This is a genomic window from Glutamicibacter sp. MOO4 (genome assembly GCF_056934395.1).
This window is the reverse complement of the sequence record NZ_CM167800.1, coordinates 3331403-3355862: the sequence shown is the minus strand read 5'-3', so window position 1 is coordinate 3355862 and position 24460 is coordinate 3331403. Positions and strand designations below refer to the sequence as shown.

23 protein-coding genes, 1 tRNA gene and 1 other RNA gene are annotated in these 24460 nt (G+C 54.7%); 15 read left to right on the top strand and 10 right to left on the bottom strand.

The features are described 5' to 3' along the window. Nucleotides 1-215: 215 nt before the first annotated feature. Nucleotides 216-1400 carry a sensor histidine kinase gene (locus tag AC1Z3F_RS15700; RefSeq protein WP_483566197.1) on the bottom strand — a complete coding sequence of 395 codons (1185 nt, stop codon included), beginning with the start codon at nucleotides 1398-1400 and terminating at the stop codon, nucleotides 216-218. A 306-nt stretch (nucleotides 1401-1706) separates the two neighbouring features. On the opposite strand from AC1Z3F_RS15700, the gene AC1Z3F_RS15695 reads away from it, so the two are divergent. From AC1Z3F_RS15695 to AC1Z3F_RS15685, 3 genes are all read left to right on the top strand, one after another. After that, nucleotides 1707-2381, top strand: coding sequence for a response regulator (locus AC1Z3F_RS15695; RefSeq protein ID WP_131090682.1), 675 nt, complete (start codon nucleotides 1707-1709; stop codon nucleotides 2379-2381). Nucleotides 2382-2518: 137 nt separating this feature from the next. Further along, nucleotides 2519-5077 (top strand): ATP-dependent Clp protease ATP-binding subunit, encoded by a 2559-nt coding sequence (locus tag AC1Z3F_RS15690; protein ID WP_131090513.1) that lies wholly within the window; start codon nucleotides 2519-2521, stop codon nucleotides 5075-5077. Between the two features lie 151 nt (nucleotides 5078-5228). Then, entirely contained in the window at nucleotides 5229-5642 is a 414-nt protein-coding gene (locus AC1Z3F_RS15685; RefSeq protein WP_131090683.1) for a GNAT family N-acetyltransferase, read from the top strand. Nucleotides 5643-5695: 53 nt separating this feature from the next. On the opposite strand, the gene AC1Z3F_RS15680 is transcribed toward AC1Z3F_RS15685, so the two are convergent. Next, entirely contained in the window at nucleotides 5696-5902 is a 207-nt protein-coding gene (locus AC1Z3F_RS15680; RefSeq protein WP_165477385.1) for a hypothetical protein, read from the bottom strand. 163 nt (nucleotides 5903-6065) lie between these two features. Between AC1Z3F_RS15680 and AC1Z3F_RS15675 the strand changes: the two genes are divergently transcribed. Continuing rightward, nucleotides 6066-6620: a hypothetical protein gene (locus AC1Z3F_RS15675; RefSeq protein ID WP_207306532.1), complete on the top strand. Its 555-nt coding sequence runs from the start codon at nucleotides 6066-6068 to the stop codon at nucleotides 6618-6620. A 62-nt stretch (nucleotides 6621-6682) separates the two neighbouring features. Then, nucleotides 6683-7345: an alpha/beta hydrolase family protein gene (locus AC1Z3F_RS15670; protein WP_131090514.1), complete on the top strand. Its 663-nt coding sequence runs from the start codon at nucleotides 6683-6685 to the stop codon at nucleotides 7343-7345. An 8-nt stretch (nucleotides 7346-7353) separates the two neighbouring features. Here AC1Z3F_RS15670 and AC1Z3F_RS15665 read toward each other — a convergent pair whose 3' ends face one another. Further along, nucleotides 7354-8067, bottom strand: coding sequence for an AAA family ATPase (locus AC1Z3F_RS15665; RefSeq protein ID WP_315973741.1), 714 nt, complete (start codon nucleotides 8065-8067; stop codon nucleotides 7354-7356). A gap of 4 nt (nucleotides 8068-8071) precedes the next feature. Further along, on the bottom strand, nucleotides 8072-9493 hold the full coding sequence (locus AC1Z3F_RS15660) for a helix-turn-helix transcriptional regulator (protein ID WP_242632622.1): 1422 nt from the start codon (nucleotides 9491-9493) through the stop codon (nucleotides 8072-8074). Nucleotides 9494-9775: 282 nt separating this feature from the next. Between AC1Z3F_RS15660 and AC1Z3F_RS15655 the strand changes: the two genes are divergently transcribed. The 5 genes from AC1Z3F_RS15655 (at nucleotide 9776) to AC1Z3F_RS15635 (ending at nucleotide 15584) form a co-directional block, all read left to right on the top strand. Next, nucleotides 9776-10396, top strand: a complete 621-nt coding sequence (locus AC1Z3F_RS15655; RefSeq protein WP_131090516.1) for an AAA family ATPase — start codon at nucleotides 9776-9778, stop codon at nucleotides 10394-10396. Nucleotides 10397-10405: 9 nt separating this feature from the next. After that, nucleotides 10406-11008, top strand: a complete 603-nt coding sequence (locus AC1Z3F_RS15650) for a HutD family protein (protein WP_131090517.1) — start codon at nucleotides 10406-10408, stop codon at nucleotides 11006-11008. 329 nt (nucleotides 11009-11337) lie between these two features. Further along, nucleotides 11338-12651, top strand: coding sequence for an isocitrate lyase (gene aceA / locus AC1Z3F_RS15645; RefSeq protein WP_131090518.1), 1314 nt, complete (start codon nucleotides 11338-11340; stop codon nucleotides 12649-12651). Nucleotides 12652-12730: 79 nt separating this feature from the next. Further along, entirely contained in the window at nucleotides 12731-14368 is a 1638-nt protein-coding gene (gene aceB, locus AC1Z3F_RS15640; protein WP_131090519.1) for a malate synthase A, read from the top strand. A 130-nt stretch (nucleotides 14369-14498) separates the two neighbouring features. Then, nucleotides 14499-15584 (top strand): alpha/beta hydrolase, encoded by a 1086-nt coding sequence (locus AC1Z3F_RS15635; protein WP_483566196.1) that lies wholly within the window; start codon nucleotides 14499-14501, stop codon nucleotides 15582-15584. On the opposite strand, the gene AC1Z3F_RS15630 is transcribed toward AC1Z3F_RS15635, so the two are convergent. Further along, nucleotides 15581-16150 carry a histidine phosphatase family protein gene (locus tag AC1Z3F_RS15630; protein ID WP_262198584.1) on the bottom strand — a complete coding sequence of 190 codons (570 nt, stop codon included), beginning with the start codon at nucleotides 16148-16150 and terminating at the stop codon, nucleotides 15581-15583. The genes AC1Z3F_RS15635 and AC1Z3F_RS15630 overlap by 4 nt on opposite strands. Before the next feature lie 243 nt (nucleotides 16151-16393). Here AC1Z3F_RS15630 and AC1Z3F_RS15625 point away from each other — a divergent pair, with 243 nt between their 5' ends. Then, a complete protein-coding gene (locus AC1Z3F_RS15625; RefSeq protein ID WP_131090685.1) occupies nucleotides 16394-17743 on the top strand; it encodes an amino acid permease in 1350 nt (449 codons plus the stop codon). Nucleotides 17744-17812: 69 nt separating this feature from the next. On the opposite strand, the gene AC1Z3F_RS15620 is transcribed toward AC1Z3F_RS15625, so the two are convergent. Continuing rightward, nucleotides 17813-18532, bottom strand: a complete 720-nt coding sequence (locus tag AC1Z3F_RS15620) for a YoaK family protein (RefSeq protein WP_131090522.1) — start codon at nucleotides 18530-18532, stop codon at nucleotides 17813-17815. A gap of 135 nt (nucleotides 18533-18667) precedes the next feature. Here AC1Z3F_RS15620 and AC1Z3F_RS15615 point away from each other — a divergent pair, with 135 nt between their 5' ends. Continuing rightward, a complete protein-coding gene (locus tag AC1Z3F_RS15615) occupies nucleotides 18668-19354 on the top strand; it encodes a DsbA family oxidoreductase (RefSeq protein WP_131090523.1) in 687 nt (228 codons plus the stop codon). 31 nt (nucleotides 19355-19385) lie between these two features. On the opposite strand, the gene AC1Z3F_RS15610 is transcribed toward AC1Z3F_RS15615, so the two are convergent. Then, complete coding sequence (locus AC1Z3F_RS15610; RefSeq protein WP_131090524.1) at nucleotides 19386-20003, bottom strand: LytR C-terminal domain-containing protein; 618 nt, start codon at nucleotides 20001-20003, stop codon at nucleotides 19386-19388. An 81-nt stretch (nucleotides 20004-20084) separates the two neighbouring features. After that, nucleotides 20085-20387, bottom strand: coding sequence for a type II toxin-antitoxin system VapB family antitoxin (locus AC1Z3F_RS15605; RefSeq protein ID WP_131090525.1), 303 nt, complete (start codon nucleotides 20385-20387; stop codon nucleotides 20085-20087). Between the two features lie 391 nt (nucleotides 20388-20778). Here AC1Z3F_RS15605 and AC1Z3F_RS15600 point away from each other — a divergent pair, with 391 nt between their 5' ends. Then, nucleotides 20779-21819: an isopenicillin N synthase family dioxygenase gene (locus tag AC1Z3F_RS15600; protein ID WP_262198590.1), complete on the top strand. Its 1041-nt coding sequence runs from the start codon at nucleotides 20779-20781 to the stop codon at nucleotides 21817-21819. Between the two features lie 81 nt (nucleotides 21820-21900). Here AC1Z3F_RS15600 and AC1Z3F_RS15595 read toward each other — a convergent pair whose 3' ends face one another. Further along, the gene (locus AC1Z3F_RS15595; protein ID WP_262198592.1) at nucleotides 21901-22290 is read right to left on the bottom strand and encodes a VOC family protein; all 390 of its coding nucleotides are present in this window, start codon (nucleotides 22288-22290) and stop codon (nucleotides 21901-21903) included. 134 nt (nucleotides 22291-22424) lie between these two features. After that, nucleotides 22425-22512: transfer RNA gene (locus AC1Z3F_RS15590), tRNA-Ser, on the bottom strand. Nucleotides 22513-22700: 188 nt separating this feature from the next. Between AC1Z3F_RS15590 and AC1Z3F_RS15585 the strand changes: the two genes are divergently transcribed. Further along, entirely contained in the window at nucleotides 22701-24233 is a 1533-nt protein-coding gene (locus tag AC1Z3F_RS15585) for an HNH endonuclease signature motif containing protein (RefSeq protein ID WP_262198594.1), read from the top strand. 111 nt (nucleotides 24234-24344) lie between these two features. After that, an RNA gene (gene ffs / locus AC1Z3F_RS15580) (signal recognition particle sRNA small type) lies at nucleotides 24345-24441 on the top strand. The last annotated feature ends 19 nt before the right edge of the window (nucleotides 24442-24460 follow it).

Below are 24460 nucleotides of genomic sequence, written 5' to 3'. Positions count from 1 at the left end.
CCGACAGACAACGGCACGCGATGGGGGCGCAATGCCGATGAAAGATCAGTCTGTTCACACAATGCAACGTACCTTTTAATCACCCTCTGGTCCTTGATGATGCCACTCGCAAAACACCACCAAGTACCTTCTCGGTGATCGGTCTTCACCGATACATATCTAACCTATCGTGTTCAGCGAAAAATCGAAATCATACTTTAGTAGGAGGGTAAGGCCTAGAACGGAATGCTGGCGCGAAGGGTCCAAACACCTTGCTCTTGGCTGGTTGAGAACTTTCCACCAAAGGCACGCATCCTGTCGGCCATACCAATGAGGCCACTTCCGCCCGCTGGTAGCCCCTTCACTTTCCTACCGGAAACACCCACCTGATTAGTGATTTCTAGTGAGGCTTCGGTGCCGTTTGAAAGCAATTCTAATGAACAGTGACCACCCGGGACACCGTGCTTTATGACATTCGTTGTACCTTCTTGCATCACACGATAGATCGCAGTTTGCGCAGAACGAGGCAGTTCGGAGATTTTTTCATCCGTGGTCGAGGTCACTCTAAAGTTGGCATCTTTGAGCCGTTGAGCAAAAAGTTCTGCTCCCTGAAGCGCATTGACAGTAGTTGCAGCCGGCTTATCAAAGTTGGCACTGCCTTCTGTGGACATGGTGCCATCGGCCCGTAGGACGTTGAGCATCAGTCGCAAGTCATGCAAGGTTTCGGTACTGAGCTTAGCGATGATATCGAGTGCCTCTAGCGCGGCCTGCCCGTCGTTGGCGAACTTGGCCGCCTTTGACTGCATCGCGACGATAGTGATGTCATGAGCAACGATGTCATGCATATCGCGGGCGATGTTTTTACGTTCTCTGTCTATGGCTATACGCGTCTGTTCCCGAGCCTTTTGCATCTGATCAACAGCGTGATCATTCTTCTCTCGCAATGAATAGATACTGCGCGTTACAAAGTAGGACAGGGCAGTCAACGGCACCAGCGCGACGAGCAATATGGCGTCCTGATGGGCTTGGATAGCAAACAGAACCATCCAGGCCGCCGATAGCGTGAGGAACAATCCTCGAACACTTCGTGCATCAACAGTTGCTGCCAGCGCCGCAAAAATCATAAACGCAGTGAAGGTGAAGAAGAATAGGAAGCTCTCGTTGAGGAAGAAGAAGGCAACGGCAATAAACAGTCCGAGGGACGCTGCGACCCATCGAAGACCGATAGCCAGCACCACGCAAAGCACGAGCCCTACGAGGGCTCCCAAGATGGTTGTTTGTGACGCTCGACTAAAACCGTCCCTAAAGAGGGTGACGGACTCACTGCCCGACAGGAGAACAAGGACAGCGATCCCCACCCAAATAATGACACCCCGGCCAGCGAGGTGCTTGGTCAGGGTGCCTTTTAGTCGTTCACTCATATGCCGAATAATTCACGGCGACAGCGTTCAAGTCAAATAGCTTATTCGCAACCTACGCCGTAGTGAATGCATATCCACTTCGAAAAGTCTGCACCCCATCCGGCTGGGGTTGCAACTGATCCGGAGCCGATTGACTGACTCTGCGCCGCTGATGCGGGAGCAGCCACTGCGGTTAACGGTGCCAATGCCAATGCGGCAACGGCCATCATCTTCAAAGCCTTCATAACAAACTCCACATCTCGACAACTTATATACTTTCAAGTGAGCACCCGTTTGGAGCTTGCAGCATCGACGCTAAGGAAACAGATGGAACAAATAAAGGTCCTAATCGCTGATGATGAGCCACTAATTCGGCATGCGTTGGGGACAATCCTATCAACGGATTCTGGGCTTGTAACCGTATTTTTTGCAGAAAATGGACAGCAGGCAGCCGACTATTGCGTGGCAAACGAAGTTGACGTTGTTTTGATGGACTTACAGATGCCAATCATGGACGGGGTTAGCGCGACTCGCGCCATTAAATCTCGCATAGACAGCCCCGCAGTCCTTGCAATTACGGCATTTTCCTCGGATGAGTATTTAGTGCCTGTACTTACCGCAGGCGCCAGCGGCTATTTAGTTAAGGATTCAGAACCGGGAGAAATAATTAATGCCGTGCACGCAGTTCATCACGGCACTGCGGTCATTTCCCGCTCGGTTTCAGCCGACCTGATTTCCGCGGTGCGCAAAGCACATACGGATAATTCTCAACAGGTCGAAGATCTCATTGATGATCTGGGCATAACCAGTAGAGAAATCCAGATTCTAAAACTCCTTGCTCAGGGATTTAATAATGTTGAAATCTCCAAAACCCTCGGCATCACCGAGACCACGGTCAAGACACACATGGCAAAAATCTTCGTCAAGCTCTCAGTCCGCGACCGCGTTCAGGCCCTGATAGCTGCTGCGCGACTGGGGATTGTTGAAATCCCGAAGGATTAAGTACTTCCCCTCCGAAGCACCTCGAAGGGTGTGAGCTCGTGTGCTAAAAAAGGAATTTTGGATCATGCGGGAATATCTTGAGGTCCTATGCGTTGAACATGAGCATAGACCGCTCAAGTTTCTACTAGGAGGCTCACTTGCCAGCATTTTTTGGTGCACCATCTGACGGCTCGTTCGAGGAATTCCTCTCACGGTTCCTCTCTTCACGGGCTCAGGCAGCACGTCCGATCGACATCACCCGCCTACTTTCCACCCGTACCCACGAGGCAGTAGCTACCGCGGCAGCAATCTCCCAGGAGCACGGCCACGATGAGATTGACTCATTGCACTTGCTCACCGCGCTTCTGCGCACCGAACCAGTTGGCGAACACCTGACCGCCATGGGCATCGACATCGAAGCCCTCGGCAAGGACGCAATTGCGCACATGCCAAAGAGCCAAGAGTCCGGAGAGAAGCCAACACGCCTTTCCTCGGCCGCTCAGCGCAGTCTCTTCGACGCCTACCAGGTGGCCCGCAACTACGGTTCCACCTACATTGACCCGGACCACCTGTTCCTTGCCTTTGTCTTCAACCCGGAATCGCCGGTCAGCAACCTGTTGGCACAGCACGGCATCACCGGCCAGTCACTCCAGCAGGCTGCCATGGAGCAAGCCCAGCGCGCCCAGAACGGCGGAGGCGACCAGGGGCAGGAAGAGTCCGATGCATCCATGTTGGAGCGCTTCGGAACTGACTTGACCGCCCTGGCTGCCGACGGACAGATTGACCCGGTCATTGGTCGCGATGACGAACTGGATCAGGTAGTTGAGATCCTGGCTCGTCGCACCAAGAACAACCCGGTATTGATCGGTGAAGCCGGCGTGGGTAAAACCGCCATCGCTGAAGGCCTGGCTCGCGCCATCGTAGATGACCAGGTTCCAGAACAGATCCGTGGCGCCCGACTCATCTCTATCGACCTACCCGGCATGCTCGCCGGCACCCGCTACCGCGGTGACTTTGAGCAACGCCTCACCGGCCTGCTTGAAGAGATTGCCGACTCGGAAGGTCAGATCTTGGTGTTCATCGATGAGATGCACCTGCTGGTCGGCGCTGGCTCCGGAGAGTCGGGCAATATGGATGCAGCTAATATCCTCAAGCCTCGTTTGGCACGCGGTGAGCTGCACCTGATCGGTGCCACCACGCTGGACGAATTCCGCAAGGTAGAGAAGGACAGCGCGTTGGCCCGCCGCTTCGGCAAGGTCACCGTGGATGAGCCATCGCAGGAAGTCAGCTTGGCCATCCTCGAAGGTCTGCGTGAATCCTACGAAGATCACCACCAGGTGCAGTACACCCCAGCAGCGCTGAAGGCCGCGGTATCACTCTCGGCGAGGTACCTCACCGACCGCCAGCTGCCAGATAAGGCCATCGACCTGATCGATATCGCCGGTGCACGACGCTCAATCGCCGCCGGAGATACCGAGGACGTGCAGTCCCTGCGCACCGATCTGATGGAAGCGGAACGCGAAAAGTCCCGCGCCATTGGCGAGGAACGTTATGAGGACGCCAGCGCCTGGCGCGATCATATAGCGGAGCTGACCACTCGGATTCATACCGCCGAGGCCGCCGGCGATGCGGGCGTAACCCGCGTGGTGGACGAAGCTCAGATCTCTGAGGTTATCGCCCGCTCCACCGGTATCCCTACCTCGCGGATCACCGGGGACGACAAGTCGCGTCTGGCTTCGCTGGAAGAATCCCTGCACGCCTCGGTGATCGGCCAGAAGGATGCGGTCTCTGCCGTGGCTCGCGCCGTGCGTCGAAACCGTACTGGCCTCTCCCCTGCGGGTCGTCCAATTGGTTCGTTCTTGTTCCTGGGCCCAACCGGCGTGGGCAAGACCGAGCTGGCCAAGGCACTGGCGACCAACCTCTTCGGTTCGGCTGACTCGCTGGTCCGCGTTGATATGAGCGAATACGGCGAGAAGCACACCGTTGCTCGTCTGATCGGTGCCCCTCCGGGATACGTTGGCCACGACGAGCCCGGGCAGCTCACCGAGAAGGTTCGCCGCAATCCGTACTCGGTGATCCTGCTTGATGAGATCGAGAAGGCCCACCCAGATGTATTCAACGTACTACTGCAGGTCCTTGATGACGGACGGTTGACCGATTCGGCCGGACGCACCGTGGACTTCTCGAACACGCTGATCCTGATGACCAGTAACCTCGGTGGCGAGTACCTGGCCAACAAGGCCGGAAACTTCGGTTTCACCTCGGCCAAGGCTGCCAGTGAAGCCGGCGAGATCCGGGCCAAGGTGATGAGCAAGGTGCGCGAGTTCATGCGCCCCGAGTTTCTGAACCGTCTGGACGAGGTCCTGCTCTTCTCCAAGCTTTCGCAGTCGGAGATCGGCCAGATCGTCAAGCTGGTCATCGCCGATACCGAGAAGCACCTGGTGGATCAGGAACTTGCTTTGGAAGTCAGTGATGCTGCCGTGGATTGGCTAGCCTCTGAGGGTTACGATCCAGAGTTTGGTGCCCGCCCACTGCGCCGCTTGGTGCAGCGCAAGGTGCAGGACGCCATCGCCGATCTGCTCATCGATGATTCGCTGACTGCCGGTGACACCGTCGTGGTGGACTACGCGCAGGACAAGCTGGTGGTGCGCAAGAAGGTGGATGCACCCACCCCGCCAGCACAGAACGAGCAGGTACCTAGCTACTTCGATAACTAGGAAGCACTAGCCTGTTGGGGGCTTGATACGCCGGAGCTTTGGCTTCGGCGTATCAAGCCCCCTTTTGTGTGTGCACTGATCTTTAGCGGGAGCTCAGTTACTGCGTGTTAGGGTGAACCCAATTCTTGGACACGATGAGAGCAACTGCGCTATGGAAATCTCCACCACTAAGGTCCCCTCCCCTGAGCAAGTTATTGCTCTGTACAACTCCGTGGGGTGGAGCGCCTATACGGATCACCCCGACGTACTGGCCACGGCACTGAAAAACTCTGACTTTCTTGTCTACGCCTACGACAAGGAACACCAACTCATCGGCTTAGCCCGGGCGATTTCCGATGACGCGACCATTTGCTACGTGCAAGACATCTTGGTTCACCCAGAAGCCCAGCGCAGCGGTGCCGGCAGGGAACTATTTACTGCCGTTCAAGACCGATACAAACACCTTCGCCAGTTTGTGCTTATTACCGATGATGAGCCAGGGCAACGAGCGTTTTATGAATCGATGGGGCTGACTGAAGGTGCAGATTTTAAATCTGGGCCAATCAGGGTATTCGCGCGATTCTAAAATAGATAGCTTTGAGCGCAGGTCCCCTAATAGACTGGGAATTCATCACTCTCCTAGGAGCTACTCTTGCGCATCCGAAGTTTCATGACCTTGTCTCTCGTTGCCATTTTGATGACAGGGTGCAGCGCAAGCCAAGCCCCGACACCTTCTTCCGAACCCTCAGAGTCAGCAACTGCCCCGGCTAACGCCCCGGCCTCTGCGGTAACTGCTGACACCGAGCTTGCTGAAAATTCGCTCGCCCCGTCTCCGACTAAATCCACTGCAGCACCCTTGACTGGTCAGGCATGGGCGGACTCCAAGATTAAGATGTGGAAAGACAATTCGGGCATCAAATCCACTCAAGGATTCTCGTACCCCTACAATTTGATGACTTCATGGGAGTCGCCAAAGCCGGGCGTCATAAATATCTCGTTAGACAACAGCATGATTTTCAACCGGGACGGAATGCAAGAAAGCTACCAGACCCGCGAGGATGAACTCCGGTTCATGGGCCTAATCATGTTCGAGAGCGTGGGTGAGAAGTCGCCGGAGTTGGAAAGCATCACTTTCGCCACCGAGGACGGCAAGAATTCCGGAACCTACTCCCGCGCCCGAACCGGAGCAGACCCCAACGACCGCAAAGCCTGGGCCAAAGAAAAATACGCGCAGTGGCTTTCGGGCATGAATGACGTTTACGAATCCATGTGCCACGCAGAAATTACCACCTTAGAGGTGTACCGCCGCTGCCTTCCGGATGACCCACATGCCTACGTAGATAAGGTGGAGTCACCGGCCTTTGGTGAACTTGTCGTCACCATCAAGGACGGTCCGTGGATGGGTGGAACCTATGACACTCCTGCCTCAAGCTTCGTCTCCTCAAACATGATCATCAAGATCAACGACAAAGCTGCTGCCGGAGAGCAAGTCGATAAGCTGACCGTCATCGCTAGGTCCGGCGGGGATACAGGCACTGCCAATCGTGAAGACTGGATTCAATAGAGCTAGAACCCCGGCCTCAACAGATTCTGCCGCTATCCGCATCGCGCCCTAGGCTTAAATCTATGACGCAAGAACTGTCGATTCCTTTTAACGATTCTGTGCTGAGCGCACTGTGGATGCCGGCATCGAAGGCTAAAGCCCTGATGATTTTGGCCCATGGTTCTGGTGCGGGCAAGGACCACGAGTTCATGACTGGGTTCGCTCAAGCAGTCGCTGATCTCGACGTCAGCGTACTGCGTTTCAATTTCCCGTATATGGACGCAGGAAAGAAATTCCCAGACAAGGCACCTACCGCCATCGCTGTCTGGCATCAAGTGCGTTCATGGGTTGAAGATCATTTAGCCGGCGGTCTGCCAGTGGTTGTTGCCGGCAAGTCATTTGGTGGACGTATGGCCTCATTGGCTGTCGCCGAAGGTATGCCGTCGAACGCTCTGATCTTCTTGGGTTACCCATTGCACGCACCTAAAAAGGAAGATAAGCTTCGCGACGAGCACCTCTACCCCTTAGCAGTTCCGATGCTGTTTTTGGAAGGCACCAAGGATCCGTTTGCCAACCCGGAAAAGATGGAAGCAGTTGTTGCGAAGCTAAATAAGTCGACGGAACTGGCCTGGTTCGAAGGCGGCAATCATTCATTCAAGGTGGCGCGTTCACAACGAACGGTGGCACAGGATGGCGCTTGGTTGGCCGGTGCAACTGTGGACTTCATTTCCAAGCACGCTCTATAGACCGCGCCTTAACGCCAGCAACTTTGCGGGTCATCAAAAAACTCTTGCCATCCACGCACAAGATCTAGTTGCTCATATTCACTCTCACGCAATCCCCACACACCGACTTCCAAGATTCGCGCGCCTGGGAACGCCGCAAGCATTGGTGAGTGAGTTGAGATGACTATCTGAGACCCGGAATCAAGGATGGTTCGAAGCAGCTTCATGAGCCGCAGACAACCTGCCAAAGACAGTGCTGATTCCGGCTCATCCAAGATCCATAGTCCTTGGATATAGGGAATTCTCTCTTCTACAAGATCAAGGAAGGACTCGCCATGGCTTCGCTCGTGCAACCTTGTTTTGAATCGCGATTCTTCAAGATAGGTATAGAAACTGTGCATGGTTTCAGCACGCAGAAAGAATCCTTTGCGCGAAGCTGCCGCACCGCGCTGAAGCTTTAGCTGTTGCCATAGCTCCGATTCGCTGGCTCGCGTTGTGTTCATAGCACCCGTGGAGCCACCTTCAGCATTCATTCCATAGACCATGGCCAATGCTTCAACGAGTGTCGACTTTCCTGTACCGTTTTCGCCGACAAGAATCGTGACCTGCCCTAGGTCCAGACCATCATGAAGAAGCTGACGCACCGGAGGAAGAACAAAAGGCCATTGCTGATTTCCCTCTAGAGCCTGAGGGTCGATAGCTTCCACCCGGCGCACCGGCATGAACATCTGAGAAATTTCCACAGGATCAGTATTGCTGACGTTGCAAGAAGCTATAAACCTCTGTTTCATCCACACCAGGGAAGGCACCAGTCGGCATTGCAGCTAGCAAGTGCGTGTTGGCACGAGTGGCTGGCCACGCGTTGCCAAACCAGCGGTCAGAAAGATCTGCCGGTGGGCGGCGACAACAATTTTCGTCCGGGCAGGTGGACTGACAACGCTCTTTGGTGTCACGACCGCGGAACCATTTCACGTGCTCAAACGGGACACCGATTGATAGCGAATACAGCCCTGAGGAGTGCCGTTCGGTGCGTGCCGAGCACCAGTAAGTGCCATTGACCGTATCCGTGTACTGCTCAAAAGACCGAAACTTGTCCATCTGTTCAAAGACCACTCGGCTGGTCCAATAACGGCAGATGCTCTGTCCCTCGATGGCGCCCGTATGATCCGCAGGGAAATTCACGCGGTCGTTTTCATAAGCTTTGTGCAGGATTCCTGACTCGTGCACCTTCTGGAAGTGGCAAGTCATACCCAAGTGTTCGGTAGCAAGATTGGTGAATCGGTGAGCAGCCGATTCGTAGGACACCGCAAACGCATCGCGCAGGTCCTCGATGGCCAGCTCACGATTGTTCTTTGCACGACGCAGGTAATCAACAGTCGATTTCTCCGGCATCATCAATGCTGCGGCAAAGTAGTTTGTGGCCACACGCTGGGACAGAAAGTCAGAGTAATCCGTCGGTGTTTTATGTCCCAGGACATGATGCCCTAAGGCCTGCAAGAGAACTGACCGCGGATCATGATCAGTGCGATTGGCCTGAGTCAGGTAGATACGCATGTTCTTCAGATCGGTCACCGAACGTGTGGAGTGAGGCAAGTTGCCTACAAAGCGCAGACTGAAGCCAAGATGTTCAGCAATGTCTGCTGCACGGTGATGAGACAGCGGACCAGCATCGTGGCCTACCGCCGAAAGAACCTTGGAAGCTTCTTGCTCAATTTCTTTGTAGTAGTTATTGCGACCTCGCATCTCGTGACGCAATGCCGTATTGGCTCGGCGGGCTTCTTCCGGAGTCGCTGCCTGGTCGTTCAGTCGGCGTTCAAGTTCATGCTGAAGTCCAACCAATGATTCGAGCACGTCCATGGGAAGGCGCGTACCCACACGTACGGTGGGTAAACCTAGTGACTCGTATAGCGGTCCACGTTGAGCGCGCTCCAACTCGATTTCCAGGGCCGCTCTACGTGAAGGAGGCTCGGTGCCCAACAGGTCATCAACTCCGACGTCGAGGGCCCCGGCCAGCGACTTGAGCAAAGAAAGTTTTGGTTCGCGCTTGCCATTTTCAATCAGTGAAAGCTGGCTCGGCGCAGTATCAACCACGGCCGATATATCGTCCAAAGTCATCTGCTTACTTTTGCGAAGGAAACGTATCCTTCGTCCCAGAGCAATGGCGTCCATCTCCGGAGCTTCTCCGGGTCCGTTGCTATTTTCCGGCTTCTTTGCGCGGTTCCATGTGGTTGCAGTCACATACCTAGACTAGGCGAAGAACGCTCAACTTTTCCAGAAGTCCGAGAGAAAAGATCCATTACTCCGGTCTTGCGGAGCGCAACCAAGGAAATATTTTCAATTCTTCCGATTGCCTCTAAGCCTCGTCACTCACAACAAATGCACAGCGCTACACCGGAATCTTGCACCCCTGCCACTCGTTGAAAATATCAATAGTGAACTACGAGGAGAGCCATGACAGCCATTGTCGAAAAAGTACTATCCGCGAAAAACTCCGCCCACGATCCACCACAGACTTTTGTCGTGATGGGTATCGACGGCGCAGGTAAGAGCACCGTCATCACCGCTCTGGTGCAAGAACTAAATAATGAGCAGATCCCGGCACGCAAACTCGCTAATGTTGCGGGGCGCCGCTGGCTTAATAACTTTTCGCGAACCTCCGGCATCCCGGTGCCACACCTTGCTCAGGAATTAATCGAGACAACGTTTCGACTCTTCAACGTTGCCCGAAACTCCCTCACCGCCGCACAAGCTCCGGGCCTCACGGTGATGGACCGCCACTTGTATTGCCAGTTGGTGCTACGCCACGTTCGCGGCCACAAGCCGGGGATCCTCTTGCCGTGGCTTGCGAAGAAAAGCGCCGAGGGAACCACCGTCATTCTTCTGGACGTTGATCCTTACCTCGCCTCACAACGCATCAATGCGCGAGATGAAGACGAAGAATCCGTGGAATACCTTCAGGCAGCACGAACCGAATACCTTCGTTTGGCCGAACTCAACGACTGGTTGGTACTTGATGCATCAAAGCCGACGACGCTATTGGTTGATCAGTTACGCATGATCGCAGGCAAGTAGACTCGACTCATGAGCGAAGCACAGGCTACCTACGCACCCGGAACCATTCTTGAGCTTTCCAAGAGCACCAAGAAGCAGTGGGAACTGGGCCAAGTCCGACTTATCGCCGCAGGCACTCTGGCCGATGACGGCACCTTGCAGCGAGGCGGTGAAGCTGAAGCGTCCTGGCAAGTTTCCATTCGCTCCATTGAGAAGGAAGCTTCTTTCACTGCCACTCTCCCAGCCCAAGTTATTACCTTGATCGCTGGAGACTTCGTTGAGTTGGATGTTGATGGAGAGCAGCACGGTCTAGAACCGTTGCGTCCACTGAAGTTCACCACCGAAGCACCGGTTGGAGCCAGCCAGCCTACCGAAGAACTACTCACCGTTTATGTTGCCGCCGATCCGCAGAAGGTTCGCCCTACGGTGAGAATCGTCGAGCTGTCCAAAAAGCGCGAGCAGTACCTCTTTGATGGACAGCTAGGCATCCTGCTCCAAGGCTCAGCCACCTTGCTACTCGGCGAAGATCAGCTGCCCGTTAATCTTCGCGACACCGTGGCAGGTTCGGACGTTCAAGAGCCACGCATTTCCGGTCGCGGTGTCATGGCGGTTGTTTCTTTCGACCTTGCCTAAAAGCGCACGTCCTTTCCCGTAGAGGGCCGGCACAGTGCACCCCTCAACAGAGGGTTTCGGTTATCTGCACGCTCGTCATCACGCGAGACATTCTAAAATTTCATACTTCTTCTCGGCCAGACCACTAGGTCTGGCCGATTTTTTGCGCTTTGGGATACTTTTGACCAAAGAAGCGTAAATCTTTCATATTTGAGAAGAAGTGAAGATCTTAAAGTAGAAAACCCCTATTTCAACCCTTGCGCTTGAGGAAAAGTAGTTCTCACGAAGAAGTTCACAAGATCATCTACCGATCAACATGAACCCGGAACTTGCGCAAAGGAGCCAAGGTAATGACTACCGAGAACACCAACGAAACCTCGATCGACAACCGCATCGCAGCTATCGAGACTGACTGGGAGAACAACCCCCGCTGGAACAATGTCACTCGTGATTACACTGCCGCTGACGTTGTAAAGCTGCAGGGACGAGTTCAAGAAGAGCACACCCTGGCTAAGCGTGGTTCGCAGAAGTTGTGGAAGCAGCTCACCGAGGAAACCCCAACCGGTGGCTACACCAACGCACTGGGCGCACTGACCGGCAACCAAGCAGTACAGCAGGTCAAAGCCGGACTCCGAGCCATCTATCTTTCAGGCTGGCAGGTTGCAGCAGACGCCAACCTTTCAGGCCAGACCTACCCAGACCAGTCGCTCTACCCAGCAAACTCGGTCCCACAAGTGGTTCGTCGCATCAACAACGCACTACAGCGTGCCGACCAGATTGAATTCTCCGAAGGCATTCACAGCGTTGAAGACTGGATGGTCCCAATCGTCGCTGACGCAGAAGCCGGATTTGGCGGTCCACTGAACGCCTACGAACTGATGAAATCAATGATTGCGGCCGGCGCCTCAGGCGTTCACTGGGAAGACCAGCTGGCCAGCGAAAAGAAGTGCGGCCACCTCGGCGGCAAGGTGCTGATTCCAACTCAACAACATATCCGCACCCTGAACGCGGCCCGCCTGGCCGCCGACGTGGCTGGCACACCCTCGGTGGTGATTGCCCGTACCGACGCAGAAGCAGCAACCCTGATCACCTCGGATGTTGATGAACGAGATCAGCAGTTCATCACCGGCGAGCGCACTCCGGAAGGCTTCTACAAGGTCACCAACGGCATCGAGCCTTGCATCGCCAGAGCCAAGGCCTACGCACCGTATTCGGATTTGATCTGGATGGAGACCGGAACCCCGGACTTGGAGCTGGCCCGCAAGTTCGCTGAGTCGGTCAAGAAGGACTTCCCGGATCAGATGCTCGCCTACAACTGCTCACCTTCGTTCAACTGGAAGAAGCACCTTGACGATGCCACCATCGCTAAGTTCCAGCGTGAACTTGGTGCCATGGGCTTCAGCTTCCAGTTCATCACCCTGGCTGGTTTCCACGCATTGAACCACTCAATGTTCGATCTCGCCCAGGGTTACGCAAAGGACGGCATGAGCGCCTACGTCGAACTGCAGGAACGCGAATTTGCTTCCGAGTCTGCCGGCTACACCGCCACCAAGCACCAGCGCGAAGTTGGCACCGGCTACTTCGACGCAATCTCCACGGCGCTGAACCCGAACGCCTCCACCCTGGCCCTGGTGGGATCCACCGAAGAAGGCCAATTCCATTAGACCCTAATGGGTCGATGGTGCTAGCCGGCAAGGTCGCCGGCTAGCACCACCACCATTTTTGATTTTTAAGGACGCTGCCATGAACTCCCCCATCACCTTGAACAACATCACCATCACCGCTATCCCAGTTCGCCATCAGGAACAAATCCTCTCCAGCGATGCCTTGGACTTCCTGTCATCCCTGCACAGTGCTTTTGAAACCCGCCGTGCCGAACTGATGCAGCGTCGCCAGGTCAACCGGGCACGCATTGCCAACGGACGCGATCCAAAGTTCTTGGACGAGACCCGCTCAATTCGCGACGATGATTCATGGCAGGTTGCTCCGATTGCTCCGGGGCTGGAAGATCGCCGCGTAGAAATCACCGGTCCAATCGAGCGCAAGATGGCCATCAATGCTTTGAACTCCGGCGCCAACGTATGGCTGGCTGACATGGAAGATGCTTGCTCGCCCACCTGGCAGAACGTGATCAAAAATCAGGTAAACCTGATCCGCATCCTGGATAAGGAACTGGACTTCACCGCACCAGATGGCCGCGAGTACAAGCTGAACCACACCGAGCTGCGCGAACTGCCCACCATTGTGGTTCGTCCTCGTGGCTGGCACCTTCCAGAAAAGCACCTGCTGGTTGCCGGTACCCCAATGTCCGGTGCCCTGGTGGACTTCGGACTGCACTTCTTCCACAACGCACACCGCTTGCTAGCTGCAGGTCGTGGACCGTACTACTACCTGCCAAAGCTGGAAAACCATCTGGAAGCACGTTTGTGGAACGACGTCTTCAACATGGCTCAGGACCTGATGGGCATCAAGCGCGGCACCATTCGCGCCACGGTTCTCATTGAGACCATCACCGCTGCCTTTGAGATGGAAGAGATCCTTTATGAACTGCGTGAACACTCTTCGGGGCTGAACGCAGGTCGTTGGGACTACATCTTCTCGATCATCAAGAACTTCCGTTCCCGCGGACCACGCTTTGTTTTCCCTGACCGTGACACGGTAACCATGAGCGCACCGTTCATGCGGGCTTACACCGAGCAGTTGGTTCGTGCTTGCCACCGACGCGGTGCCACCGCAATCGGCGGGATGAGCGCCTTTGTTCCAAACCGCAAGGATGCTTCGATCAACGAGATCGCTTTTGGCAAGGTGCGTGAGGACAAGGCTCGCGAAGCTGCCGATGGTTTTGACGGTTCCTGGGTGGCTCACCCAGATCTGGTGTCGGTAGCCCGCGAGGTGTACGACGAAGTGCTCGGCGAAAAACCGAATCAGTTGCAGCGCACCCGTGAAGATGTTGAGGTCTCGGATTCGGCACTGCTGAACATTCAGAGTGTGAGTGGCAGGATCACCGAGCGCGGTATTCGCGACAATATCGAAATCGGTATCCGTTACATCGAGTCCTGGTTGCGCGGCAATGGCGCAGTGGCCCTACGTAACCTGATGGAAGATGCAGCTACCGCTGAGATTTCACGATCCCAGCTGTGGCAGTGGATCCACCAGTCAGCCATCACCGATGAAGGCGAAATCATCACCCGTCGTTGGGTACAGGATCTGGCCGAAGAGACCATGGATCACTTGGAGCGGTTTGAAGGAGACCGTTTTGAGGAAGCTTTGGAAATCTTTGAAGCTTGCGCCTTGCGTGATGACTTCCCAACCTTCCTGACCAAGAACGCTTACCTGCGCTACCTTGATGCTCCAGCTCGCACGCTGGAAATGGCAGGCTAAGTAGCTACTAATACCCGGCCGATTGTCACCAGTCGTCCTCAAGATCGGCCACGAAAAGCGGCATTCATCCGTTGGTAACCAGTCCAGCGGGCGGATGCCGTTTTTTGTGTGCACTGGTTAGGCTGTAGCCATGGCCTTCCAGTTCAAGAATCCAGCCGAGGATCTTTGGCAACCCGATGTACTGGGCGAGAACTTTTCTGCGCGCCAACTGCCACTGGTTGATGGTTCTACTGCGACGCTAGTTAGGCACAAGCCCAAGAAGAAGCAACGGCTACGTTTCTCCCCACCATTGCGTGGAATTGCGGTGCTCTACGTACATGGCTGGTCTGACTATTTTTTCCAAAAAGAGTTGGCTGAATTCCTCAGCGAAGCCGGCGCAGATTTTTATGCACTGGACCTGCGCCATTACGGACGCAACCTCGCCGCCGACCAGGCTCATGGTCTGCATGCAAAAACCAGCCCGGGGTTCACCACCGACCTCGAAGAATATTTTGAAGAGTTTGATGTTGCGCACCGGATCATTTCCAGTGCCCACCCGGGCACCCGCTTTGTCCTGCTGGCACATTCCACCGGTGGGTTGAGTGCTTGCCTCTATGCCAGCGCCAATCCTCACAAGGTAGATGCGTTGGCGCTCAACAGCCCCTGGCTGGAATTTCAGGCCAGCGAGTTTGGACGCACCGCTCTGGCCCGGATGATTCAACCTGCCACCACACGAAACCCGCACCGTTTTTTGCCCACCATTGATCCCGGGTTTTATACCCGTACCGTCTCCAGCCAATTTGCTGGCGAGTGGGACTATGACCTTGCGTGGCGTCCGGCCAACGGGTTTAAACTCACCACCGGTTTCATCTCTGCAGTATTTTCCGCACAGGCCAAGGTGAAAAAGGGGTTAGACCTACAGATGCCCACCTTGGTGATGCTCTCAGCGCATAACTACTTACTGCCCCGTTGGAATGACACAGCCACCCGTGCTGATGTCGCCCTCAACGTCCAAACGGTGGCGCAGCGCAGCCTGAACCTAGGACGAGAACTACATATTGTGCGCCTTCCCGGAGCACTACACGACATCTTCTTGTCCACCCCACCGGTGCGTGCCTCCGCCTACCGTAGCCTCGGCTCGTGGCTTGCCGCCCTGAAAACCAGACAACGTGATTCACAGTTGGCCTCCTGCATCCGCGCGGTATTACCCGAAGGCAACGAAGTACTGGATAACTAGCGGACCAACTTTTCTGGAACTGCGTCGTTGACCAGTTCCAGCTCCCAGGCCCCAGTCTGGCCCTGGCCCACAATGGCTACCGAGCCATTGCGGATGGTATCCAGCTTGTAGCCGGCTAGGTGCGAGAGCGTGTAGCGAATGATGGTGCCGTGGCAGATGATGGCAACATTTTTGCCCGGGTAGTCTGCCGCGATCTGATTGATTGCGCGCAGGCCCCGGTCAACGACGGAGTCCAGTGGTTCAATGCCGCCACCGAGCTTATCTGGCCACAGTTCAAGCGCTTCGGCCTCCACCATGCCTTCACCCTGCGCGTAGTCGCGTTCGATCAGCAGGTCGTAGCTAGGACCAAGTTCCAGGCCCAGACCGTCGGCGATGATTTGCGCGGTTTCCCGTGCTCGGGATAGCGGGGAGGAAACGATAACGTCCCAGTTACCGCCGGCGAGTACGCTCACTGCTTCGCTTGCTTGGGTCCGTCCGGTGTCGTTCAGCGGAATATCACTGGAGCCTTGCAGTCGGCCTTCAAGGTTCCATTGCGTCTGTCCGTGGCGGACGAATCCAAGTTTCATAAGCCCATTCTCCCACCTCAATGGTGCTACCGGGCAACCGCTGGTGGTCAAGCTCACGATTGATCTGTGCCACGTTCTACACACCAAAGCCTTGTGAACACATAGGATTTTCTCGGCTGATTTCTGTTTTTGAACGCTTTCAGGCCCAGATCGAATGCACCCCAATAGGATCCGAGCAATACTATCGTGACCGATATCAAGGCCTCACTTGCCCGCGGGCTCACGGCCCGCCACATCCGCTTCATGGCCCTGGGCTCAGCGATCGGAACGGGCCTATTTTATGGCTCCTCCTCCGCTATCCAGGCTGCCGGCCCCGCCGTACTTTTTGCGTACATGATTGGCGGCGCAGCCGTCTTCATCGTTATGCGCGCCATGGGTGAGATGGCCGTGAAGCATCCGGTTTCCGGATCCTTCGCACACTACGCTTCGCGCTACTTGGGCAACTTTGCAGGCTTTGTCACTGGCTGGACCTTCAGCTTTGAAATGGCCATTGTGGCCATCGCCGATGTGACCGCTTTTGGCATCTATATGGGCTTCTGGTTCCCGCAGGTACCGCAGTGGATCTGGGTTCTGGTGGTGGTGCTGCTGATCGCCACCATTAACCTGATGAAGGTTAAGGTCTTTGGCGAAACCGAATTCTGGTTGGCCATTGTGAAGGTTACGGCGATTATCGCCATGATCGTTGGCGGTGTTGCCCTGATCATCTTCGGCTTTAACGCCCCAGACACCGATACCGCTACTGGCTTTGCCACGCTCATGAGTGCCGGCACGCTGTTCCCCAACGGCTTTATGGGCCTGCTATTGTCCTTCGCCGTGGTGATGTTTGCCTTTGGCGGCATCGAAACCATCGGTATTACCGCCGGCGAAGCTGATGATCCTTCGAAGTCTGTTCCAGAGGCCATCAACACTGTGCCATGGCGTATCTTGCTCTTCTACGTAGCTTCCCTGGCTGTAGTGATGATGCTCTTTGATTGGCGCCAGATTGACGGCTCCGCCTCGCCATTTGTGCAAATTTTTGACGGACTGGGATTGCCGGCAGCTGCACACGTACTCAACGCCGTGGTTATCACCGCGGCCATTTCAGCCATTAATGCCGATACCTTTGGCGCTGGACGCATGCTCTACGCCATGTCTCTGGCGGGCCATGCACCGAAGTCCTTCGGCCGGGTTTCACGCAACGGCGTGCCGTGGATGTCGGTGATAGTCATGGCTATTGTGTTGCTGGTTGGCGTGGTGCTCAACGCCCTGTTGCCTGAAGCGCTGTTCACGATTATCGCCTCGATCGCCACCTTCGCGACCGTGTGGGTTTGGATCATGATCTTGGCTTCCTACCTAGCCATGCGCCGCAAAGAAGCGAAGGCTGGGCGCGATAATTCGGTAGCTCGCGAGTACGCAGTACCGGGCGGAACCATCGCAGCCTGGGCAGCGATGATCTTCATGGTCTTTGTTGTAGTACTGCTAGCACTGAGCGCGGAAACCCGCGTGGCCTTGTACACCGGCGTCGTCTGGTTGATCTTGCTGGGTGTGCTCTACAAGGTGTTGCTGCGCCCTACCGATTCAAGCAAACAAGATAGCGACTCGCTGCTGGGCTAATAACCGGCGCTTGCAATATGGCACCCGGCTTCATCGTGAAGCTGGGTGCCACTGTTTTTAAGCAGGAATCTAGTCGACTCGGCGTCTATCCCCGGTGCGTTCTGCGATTGAAAGAGGATCTGCAACGGAGCGCAATTCTTGGAACAGCGCCAGAGACGCCCACAGCAACATGCTCAGTCCCACGATCCACAAACTGGCTAAACCGAGGTTTAGGTAGGCCAGCACTCCGCCAAGGGAGCCGATGGTGATCATTACCCACAGCACCGCATAGCGCAGCCATAACAGCCGAATAGTTCCTTGATTGGAACCGGTCAACAGCCCAAGGATCGCTCCGCCGAGCGCTTGGCCTAATTTCACCAAGGTGCCAGTCATATAGGTCAGACCGAGTGACACTTCCCCGGAACGGGTATAGGAAACATTCACCACGCCCATCGCACCAGCCAATAACAAGGCCGTGGCATGTGGGAAAGCCGAACCGGTTGCTGCGGCAGTCAAAAGTAACGCGGCACTGAAATACATGGCTACGGGCCTGCGTAGAGCTGCCAGTGGAGCGGTAATCAACGTTGCAATAACTACGCCGATAACAAAGCTAGCCACAAGCGACATGGCGTTAATCCAACCGGTGTTATCCCCGGTCATCAGTGCGGCCGAAGAGCGGGTGGAGTTACCGGACATGAACGATAGGAAGTAGCCACCAAAGTGCACAAAGCCGACACCGTCGACAAATCCTGCCATGGCGGTGATGGTTCCTGCGAAGAGGATAGCTCGCCAGCGAAGATTCTTTGCCACGTGCACTGCTTTCTTTGTTTTCGGTGTTCGCCTCGTTGCTGAGGCGCTAGGCCTTCTCTATTATTCCAGCTCTAGGTCGTACTCAGTACAAAGGGATAGTGGAATGCAATCGGCATAAAAGTTGTTGAGTCAAGCATGACTGAAAATACTGGCAATCAGCCTCTTGAATCTAAGCGCCTGCGGGTAGATATCTTCTCCGACATCGCCTGCCCTTGGTGCTTCATTGGTAAGCGTCGTTTTGAGCATGGCGTTGAAGCTTTTGAATACTCGGAGAATGTTGACGTGTTCTGGCACGCTTATCAGTTAGATCCTTCCCTGCCCGATAACTATGAAGGTAGCGAAGCTCAGTATCTTTCAGCAATGAAGGGCATAGACCAGTCCCAGGTTCAGCAGATGCTCGAACATGTGACCGCTCAGGCAGCTTCCGAGGGGTTGAAGTACGACTTTGACAACCTAAAGGTTGCAAACTCGTTCACCGCTTTGCGTGTACTGGAATACGCAAAGCAGCATGGCGCAGGCAACGAGATGAAGGAAGCATTGCTCTCTGCACATTTCGAAAAGGGCCTGAACACCGGCGATACCCCGACGTTGCTTGAAATTGCCGAATCATTGGGGCTCGATACCAAGGAGTTAGCGACGCAGCTTGAAGCTGGCGCCTTCGCTGAGGACGTCAAGGCGGACATCTCCCAAGCCCAGCAGATCGGTGTCACGGGAGTTCCGTTTTTCGTTCTTGACGGTAAATACGGCATCTCCGGTGCACAACCAGCCGAGGTATTTGCTAACGCACTAACCGAGGTTTACGCAGAGAAGGTTAACGCCTAGTAGACACCGATGGTCGGATCAGTACCTCCGACTATTCGCAGACGAGTTTGCCTGCAGAAGTATCCAATTTGCGGTCCTTTTGCAGGCTTTCGAATTTTTCACCGAGCGCCAGGTCTACGTTGCTGCCCCATTTGTCTTCGTCAAAGATGAAGACCGTTCCTGGCACCTGTCGTTGTACGGTAAAGGCTTGAGCGTATCCATCAGGTCCGGCGATGACTGCTCCAACCGTGTTTGACAGGGAATTCCAGCCAGACGTTAGCGAAGAAATCTTGAAGCCACGGTCTTCCAAGGACTTGGCTGTATCTCCGGCCAGGCCGGAAATTTCAGTGGTGTTCAAAACCCGGATACGGAAACTCGCGGGGTCCTGATAGGAGAAGTTCACTTCAGGACACTTCGTGTTTTCAATTTTTGTGGGACTTGGCGTTACTTCGTTCGCGACGGTGGGTTTCGCGCCCGGTTTCCAGTTTCCAGTGGCGATGAGTAGCGCTCCAACGGTCACTGCAAGAACTAGTACCGCCATCGCCATAAAGACAATATTCTGTCGTCTGCGCGCAGACTTTTTCGCTTTGTGATCTGAGCTGAAGCTCAAATCTTGCCCATTAACGATGTGTGCCCCGTGCCATTGATCCGGGTCTTCACTTTTACGCATCTTCCCACCTAGCTTCCGGCAACCCTTCGGCTGTAACTAGCTGAGGAGAACAGCTTCGTTATCCTCGTGGCGATAGCTTATCTAATTGACGTCCAAATCCAATATCCGGGCGTGTATTACGGAACGGTGATGTAACGCAGAACGTAATGCACGGTGCACCCCGTCTTCAAGATACAAGACGCCCTCATACCGGACCACGTGTGAAAACAGATCCCCGTAGAAGGTGGAATCTTCAGACAGCAAGGTTTCAAGATCCAGAGTCGACTTAGTCGTGACCAACTGATCCAACTTCACCTGCTGTGGTGGGATTTCGCTCCAATCGCGCGAAGAAACCAACCCGTGTTCTGGGTACGGACGGCCATCGCCTACTGCTCGAAATATCACCCATTAAGCATACGATCTGAGTGTTTGAATCGCTGGAAAGAACTTACGCGTTAGTGATGTGCGCTTAAGCAAGTTTTCTTGGTAAACATCCGAGTTTCAAGTTCGTCACAGCTTCCAAACCGGCGCTCGGGAGACCGTTACATTACCGCGTAACCCATGCGCGGCAATCCGCATGCGGACCCTATGCTGTTGAAAGCTGGTGACGGATTTGCCGACTCCACGCGATTTTTCCTGAAGATTCAAGGGTTTCGCCACTTGCACTAAGTGCGTGAGGGCGAATTATCTTCCTCTCCCAGGCGCTTTGCAAGCAATGTTACAGCGCAAGAAACTTGAGGGAACCGGGCGTAACTTTAGCTGGTAACAGTCGCGTCATAAGGTGCACGCTGGAGTTATGAAAAACGTAGTCACCGAGATCCCACTCCTCGACATCTCTACCTCGCGTAACGCAGACGGAAGCTTCGACGAAGATTTCGTCGCTGCACTTCGCGATGCGGCCCATCGTGTTGGATTCTTCCAAATCGTTGGCTACAGCTCCCAAAATGGTCAAGATCAGGAGCTGTTGGACACCATCGCTGAATTCTTCAACAAGCCTGTAGAGCAGAAGATCAAGCTAGATAACCGCAACAGCGCACAGTTCCGCGGCTACACCCGCATGGGCACCGAAATCACCCGTGGTCGTGCCGACGCCCGTGAGCAGATTGATTATGGACCAGAGCGTGATGCCTTGGCCGTTGTTCCCCAGGACAAGCCTTACTTGAACCTGCAGGGCCCTAACCAGTTCCCAGAAGATTTCCCGCAGCTCGAAAACCGCGCCATGGCCTGGGCAGAGCTGATGAACAAAACCGGACATGAACTACTGTCGGCCATCGCAGTAGGTCTAGGCCTGTCCGAAGATCACTTCGACGAACCGTTCGCCAACACCCCATCATGGATGGGCAAGTTGGTTCACTACGTTTCCGGCGATGTAGTTCCTGAATCGGGCAACCAGGGTGTTGGCCTGCACGCAGACTACGGTTTTGTCACCCTGCTACTTCAGGATCAGGTCGGCGGACTGCAGGTCCAGCCATATGGTCAAGAAGAGTGGATCGAAGTTCCACCAACTCCAGGAGCCTTGGTGGTGAACCTCGGCGAGATGCTTGAGGTTGCTACCGACGGTTACCTGATGGCAACCATCCACCGCGTCATTGCACCACCAGCGGGTGTTGACCGTTACTCGGTTCCTTTCTTCTACTCACCACGTCTAGATGCAGTCATCGACAAGGTCGAGTTGCCAGCAGAACTAGCTGCAGACGCCCGTGGTGTTTCTGATGATCCGCAGAACCCAATGTTGGCTTCCTACGGGGCCAACGTCCTTAAGGGTTGGTTGCGTGCTCACCCACAGACCGCGGCCATCCACTACCCGGAGATTGCCAAGGCCAAGAAAAGCGCCTAATTCTTCCTCTCTACCCTGATTCTGGGCAAAGACAGACAAGACCTGTTGGTCTCAGCTCGAAATTGATTTTCGAAGTTGAGATCAACAGGTCTTTTTTATTGCTACATAATCCTTGCCGGCGAGCACGCAAAACTCATTACCTTCAGGATCAGCGAGAACTACCCAGCTCACGTCTACGTCTTGACCAACATCGGCGTAGGAAGCACCTAGGGACAGCAACCGGTCAACTTCCTGTTGCTGACCAAGCTCGCGCGGGCTCACATCTAGGTGCAATCGATTCTTGATGGTTTTTGCTTCCGGGACTTGAGCGAAGGTCAAGATCACGGGAAACACTTCTTGCGATTGTGGACCAATGCTGATCAGCCCGACTTCTTCTTCAAAGACTCGATAATCTAGCGCTTCACTCCAGAAGCGAGCCAAGAGCACCGGGTTAGCGCAGTCAATGGAAATCTCACTCAAAACGCTTGCCATGATTACTGCCTCGTCGAGTCATTCATCGATTGATAGATGTCTCGGATCCTACCGGGAACTGCTCACGGGATCTTGATAGGCAAAAAAATAATGTCCTGATTCATCATTTTCATGATGAACCAAGACATTAAATTTGGCGGAGGATAGGGGATTTGAACCCCTGAGGGCGTTAACCCAACACGCGTTCCAGGCGTGCGCCATAGGCCGCTAGGCGAATCCTCCTCAGTTTGCTCCGTGGAGCAGAGTCCAGCATATCTAAATTCTCGCCCAATAACGAATCGGGCACTCTCCCATCGTATCCGCCCGAAGAAACCAAGGCGCATTCCCCTGAAATCCGGTGATTTTATGGGTTATGCCCAGCTCGGAACTTTCCCGTTTTGCAACCCACAGAAGCATTGATACTGCTATTTATGAGCAAAAGAGAGGTATTTCACAGCACCGATGATCCTCGGCGCCTGCACATTAGCCCTCCCGGAACGCGGACAACTCCGGGTGATTTCGGCCGGTGGGCAGCGCATCTAGATCAAGATAATCTCTTCACGCAAATTGCGGCCACCGCCCGGCAGCTCTATGAACAACCGCCGGTTTCTTCAGCGGCCCAAGGTTTGGATGCCTTGAAGACTATGTCGCGATTACGCAGCATGCTTGATGCTGCAGAAGCCGCCGTCTTAGCTGACTCGTTTGAACATGCCGTGAAGTCAGCATCTGCTCAAGGCACCCAAGAGCCGCTCATTGATTCGTCACCAGACCCATTTCAAGAGCAAGCCACCGCGTACTACAGCGTGAATCCCTCCGATGAGGCGATAGTGCGTTCTTCCTTCGTTGCCGAGGCGTCCATAGCCATACGTGCATCCGAAGCCAACATTAGAGATCGATTATTTATCGCTGAAGGTCTGCGACATTTATGCCCGGAGACTCTTGAAGAACTCAGTTGTGGTGAGATCACCACCAGGACCGCGCAGGAAATCGTTAAGCAGTCTCAAGATCTTGAACCAGCAGACGTGCGCTACATGCAACAGACGCTTTTGCCTATCGCGCGAACCGCAGCTGATTCGGCAGTGGCTCATAGGGCACGAAAAATTCATGAACGGTTACATCCTCAACCCATTGAAGAGCGCCACAAAAAGGGCGTCCAGGACCGCAAGGTCATCTACTGGCATGAGCCCAATGGAATGTCGACGCTACAGTTGCACGTCCCTGCAGAAAAGGCCTTGAGCATCATCAACACCGTCAACTGGCACGCCTCGCAGCATGATGACCCGGATGATGAACGAACCGAACAGCAACGAAGACTGGACATTATTTGTGATGCCCTGATCGACGGTTGGCCTGCCGCGCCGGGAACGCCGTTGAAGGCACGAGTCGCCGTGACGATCCCCGCACTGGAGATGTTGGCCAACCCGAAGCGTGCACTGGCAGATTTAGAAGGCTACGGACCAATACCTATTGGGACCGCGCTGCGCATTGCTCAGGACGCCCCGTCATTCATGAAGGTACTCACCGATCCGTGGTCCGGCGCTGTGATTGATGTTGGGCGAGAAAAGTATCGTCCTTCAAAGGCCTTGCGGGACCTCTTGCGCAACCGGGACATCTGTTGCCGGTTCCCTGGCTGTAATCGGCCAGCCGAGACTTCAGAAATAGATCATATTGAGGCATGGGCTGCCGGTGGACATACCTCTAGGACCAACACCCATCTGCTGTGCAAGCGGCACCAGATGTTTAAACACGCTTTGGGCTGGCAAGCCACATACTTGGCTGATGGTTCGGTGAATTGGCGTTCTCCGCACGGGGTGATCTGCATTGAGCTGCCAGGCAGTGTCACCAATGTGCAGAATTTCGATTTTGAAAAGGACCAGACCCCGATGCTTCCTCCCATGCAACTGACCGATCGGGTACGCCGAGTATTAGGTTGGATTGATCCGCCAGATCAAGAAACAGGGTGAAAACAACCTAGTTGAGATGCGTTTAATCTGCGCTCTTCATTGCACTTGAAAGCTGAGAGCAAGCGCACGCTCACCGATTTTTATCAGGCACGAGTCTCGGGTAGTATTTTGGGTGACCCCTCGTGTGGTGTCATCCTGTTGAACTCCCCCAGGACCGGAAGGTAGCAAGGGTAGATAGGCTCTGGCAGGTGCATGAGGGGTCTTTACTTTTTCACGCAAGTCGAATG

Coding starts and splice junctions, on each gene's coding strand:
- AC1Z3F_RS15610 (WP_131090524.1), bottom strand. CDS start 20,003: ATGCGTAAAAGTGAAGACCCGGATCAATGGCACGGGGCACACATCGTT.
- AC1Z3F_RS15630 (WP_262198584.1), bottom strand. CDS start 16,150: ATGAAACTTGGATTCGTCCGCCACGGACAGACGCAATGGAACCTTGAA.
- AC1Z3F_RS15585 (WP_262198594.1), top strand. CDS start 22,701: ATGAGCAAAAGAGAGGTATTTCACAGCACCGATGATCCTCGGCGCCTG.
- AC1Z3F_RS15655 (WP_131090516.1), top strand. CDS start 9,776: ATGACAGCCATTGTCGAAAAAGTACTATCCGCGAAAAACTCCGCCCAC.
- AC1Z3F_RS15670 (WP_131090514.1), top strand. CDS start 6,683: ATGACGCAAGAACTGTCGATTCCTTTTAACGATTCTGTGCTGAGCGCA.
- AC1Z3F_RS15600 (WP_262198590.1), top strand. CDS start 20,779: ATGAAAAACGTAGTCACCGAGATCCCACTCCTCGACATCTCTACCTCG.
- aceB (WP_131090519.1), top strand. CDS start 12,731: ATGAACTCCCCCATCACCTTGAACAACATCACCATCACCGCTATCCCA.
- AC1Z3F_RS15695 (WP_131090682.1), top strand. CDS start 1,707: ATGGAACAAATAAAGGTCCTAATCGCTGATGATGAGCCACTAATTCGG.
- AC1Z3F_RS15685 (WP_131090683.1), top strand. CDS start 5,229: ATGGAAATCTCCACCACTAAGGTCCCCTCCCCTGAGCAAGTTATTGCT.
- AC1Z3F_RS15615 (WP_131090523.1), top strand. CDS start 18,668: ATGACTGAAAATACTGGCAATCAGCCTCTTGAATCTAAGCGCCTGCGG.
- AC1Z3F_RS15675 (WP_207306532.1), top strand. CDS start 6,066: ATGATTTTCAACCGGGACGGAATGCAAGAAAGCTACCAGACCCGCGAG.
- AC1Z3F_RS15700 (WP_483566197.1), bottom strand. CDS start 1,400: ATGAGTGAACGACTAAAAGGCACCCTGACCAAGCACCTCGCTGGCCGG.
- AC1Z3F_RS15660 (WP_242632622.1), bottom strand. CDS start 9,493: ATGGACGCCATTGCTCTGGGACGAAGGATACGTTTCCTTCGCAAAAGT.
- aceA (WP_131090518.1), top strand. CDS start 11,338: ATGACTACCGAGAACACCAACGAAACCTCGATCGACAACCGCATCGCA.
- AC1Z3F_RS15595 (WP_262198592.1), bottom strand. CDS start 22,290: ATGGCAAGCGTTTTGAGTGAGATTTCCATTGACTGCGCTAACCCGGTG.
- AC1Z3F_RS15635 (WP_483566196.1), top strand. CDS start 14,499: ATGGCCTTCCAGTTCAAGAATCCAGCCGAGGATCTTTGGCAACCCGAT.
- AC1Z3F_RS15625 (WP_131090685.1), top strand. CDS start 16,394: ATGGCCCTGGGCTCAGCGATCGGAACGGGCCTATTTTATGGCTCCTCC.
- AC1Z3F_RS15650 (WP_131090517.1), top strand. CDS start 10,406: ATGAGCGAAGCACAGGCTACCTACGCACCCGGAACCATTCTTGAGCTT.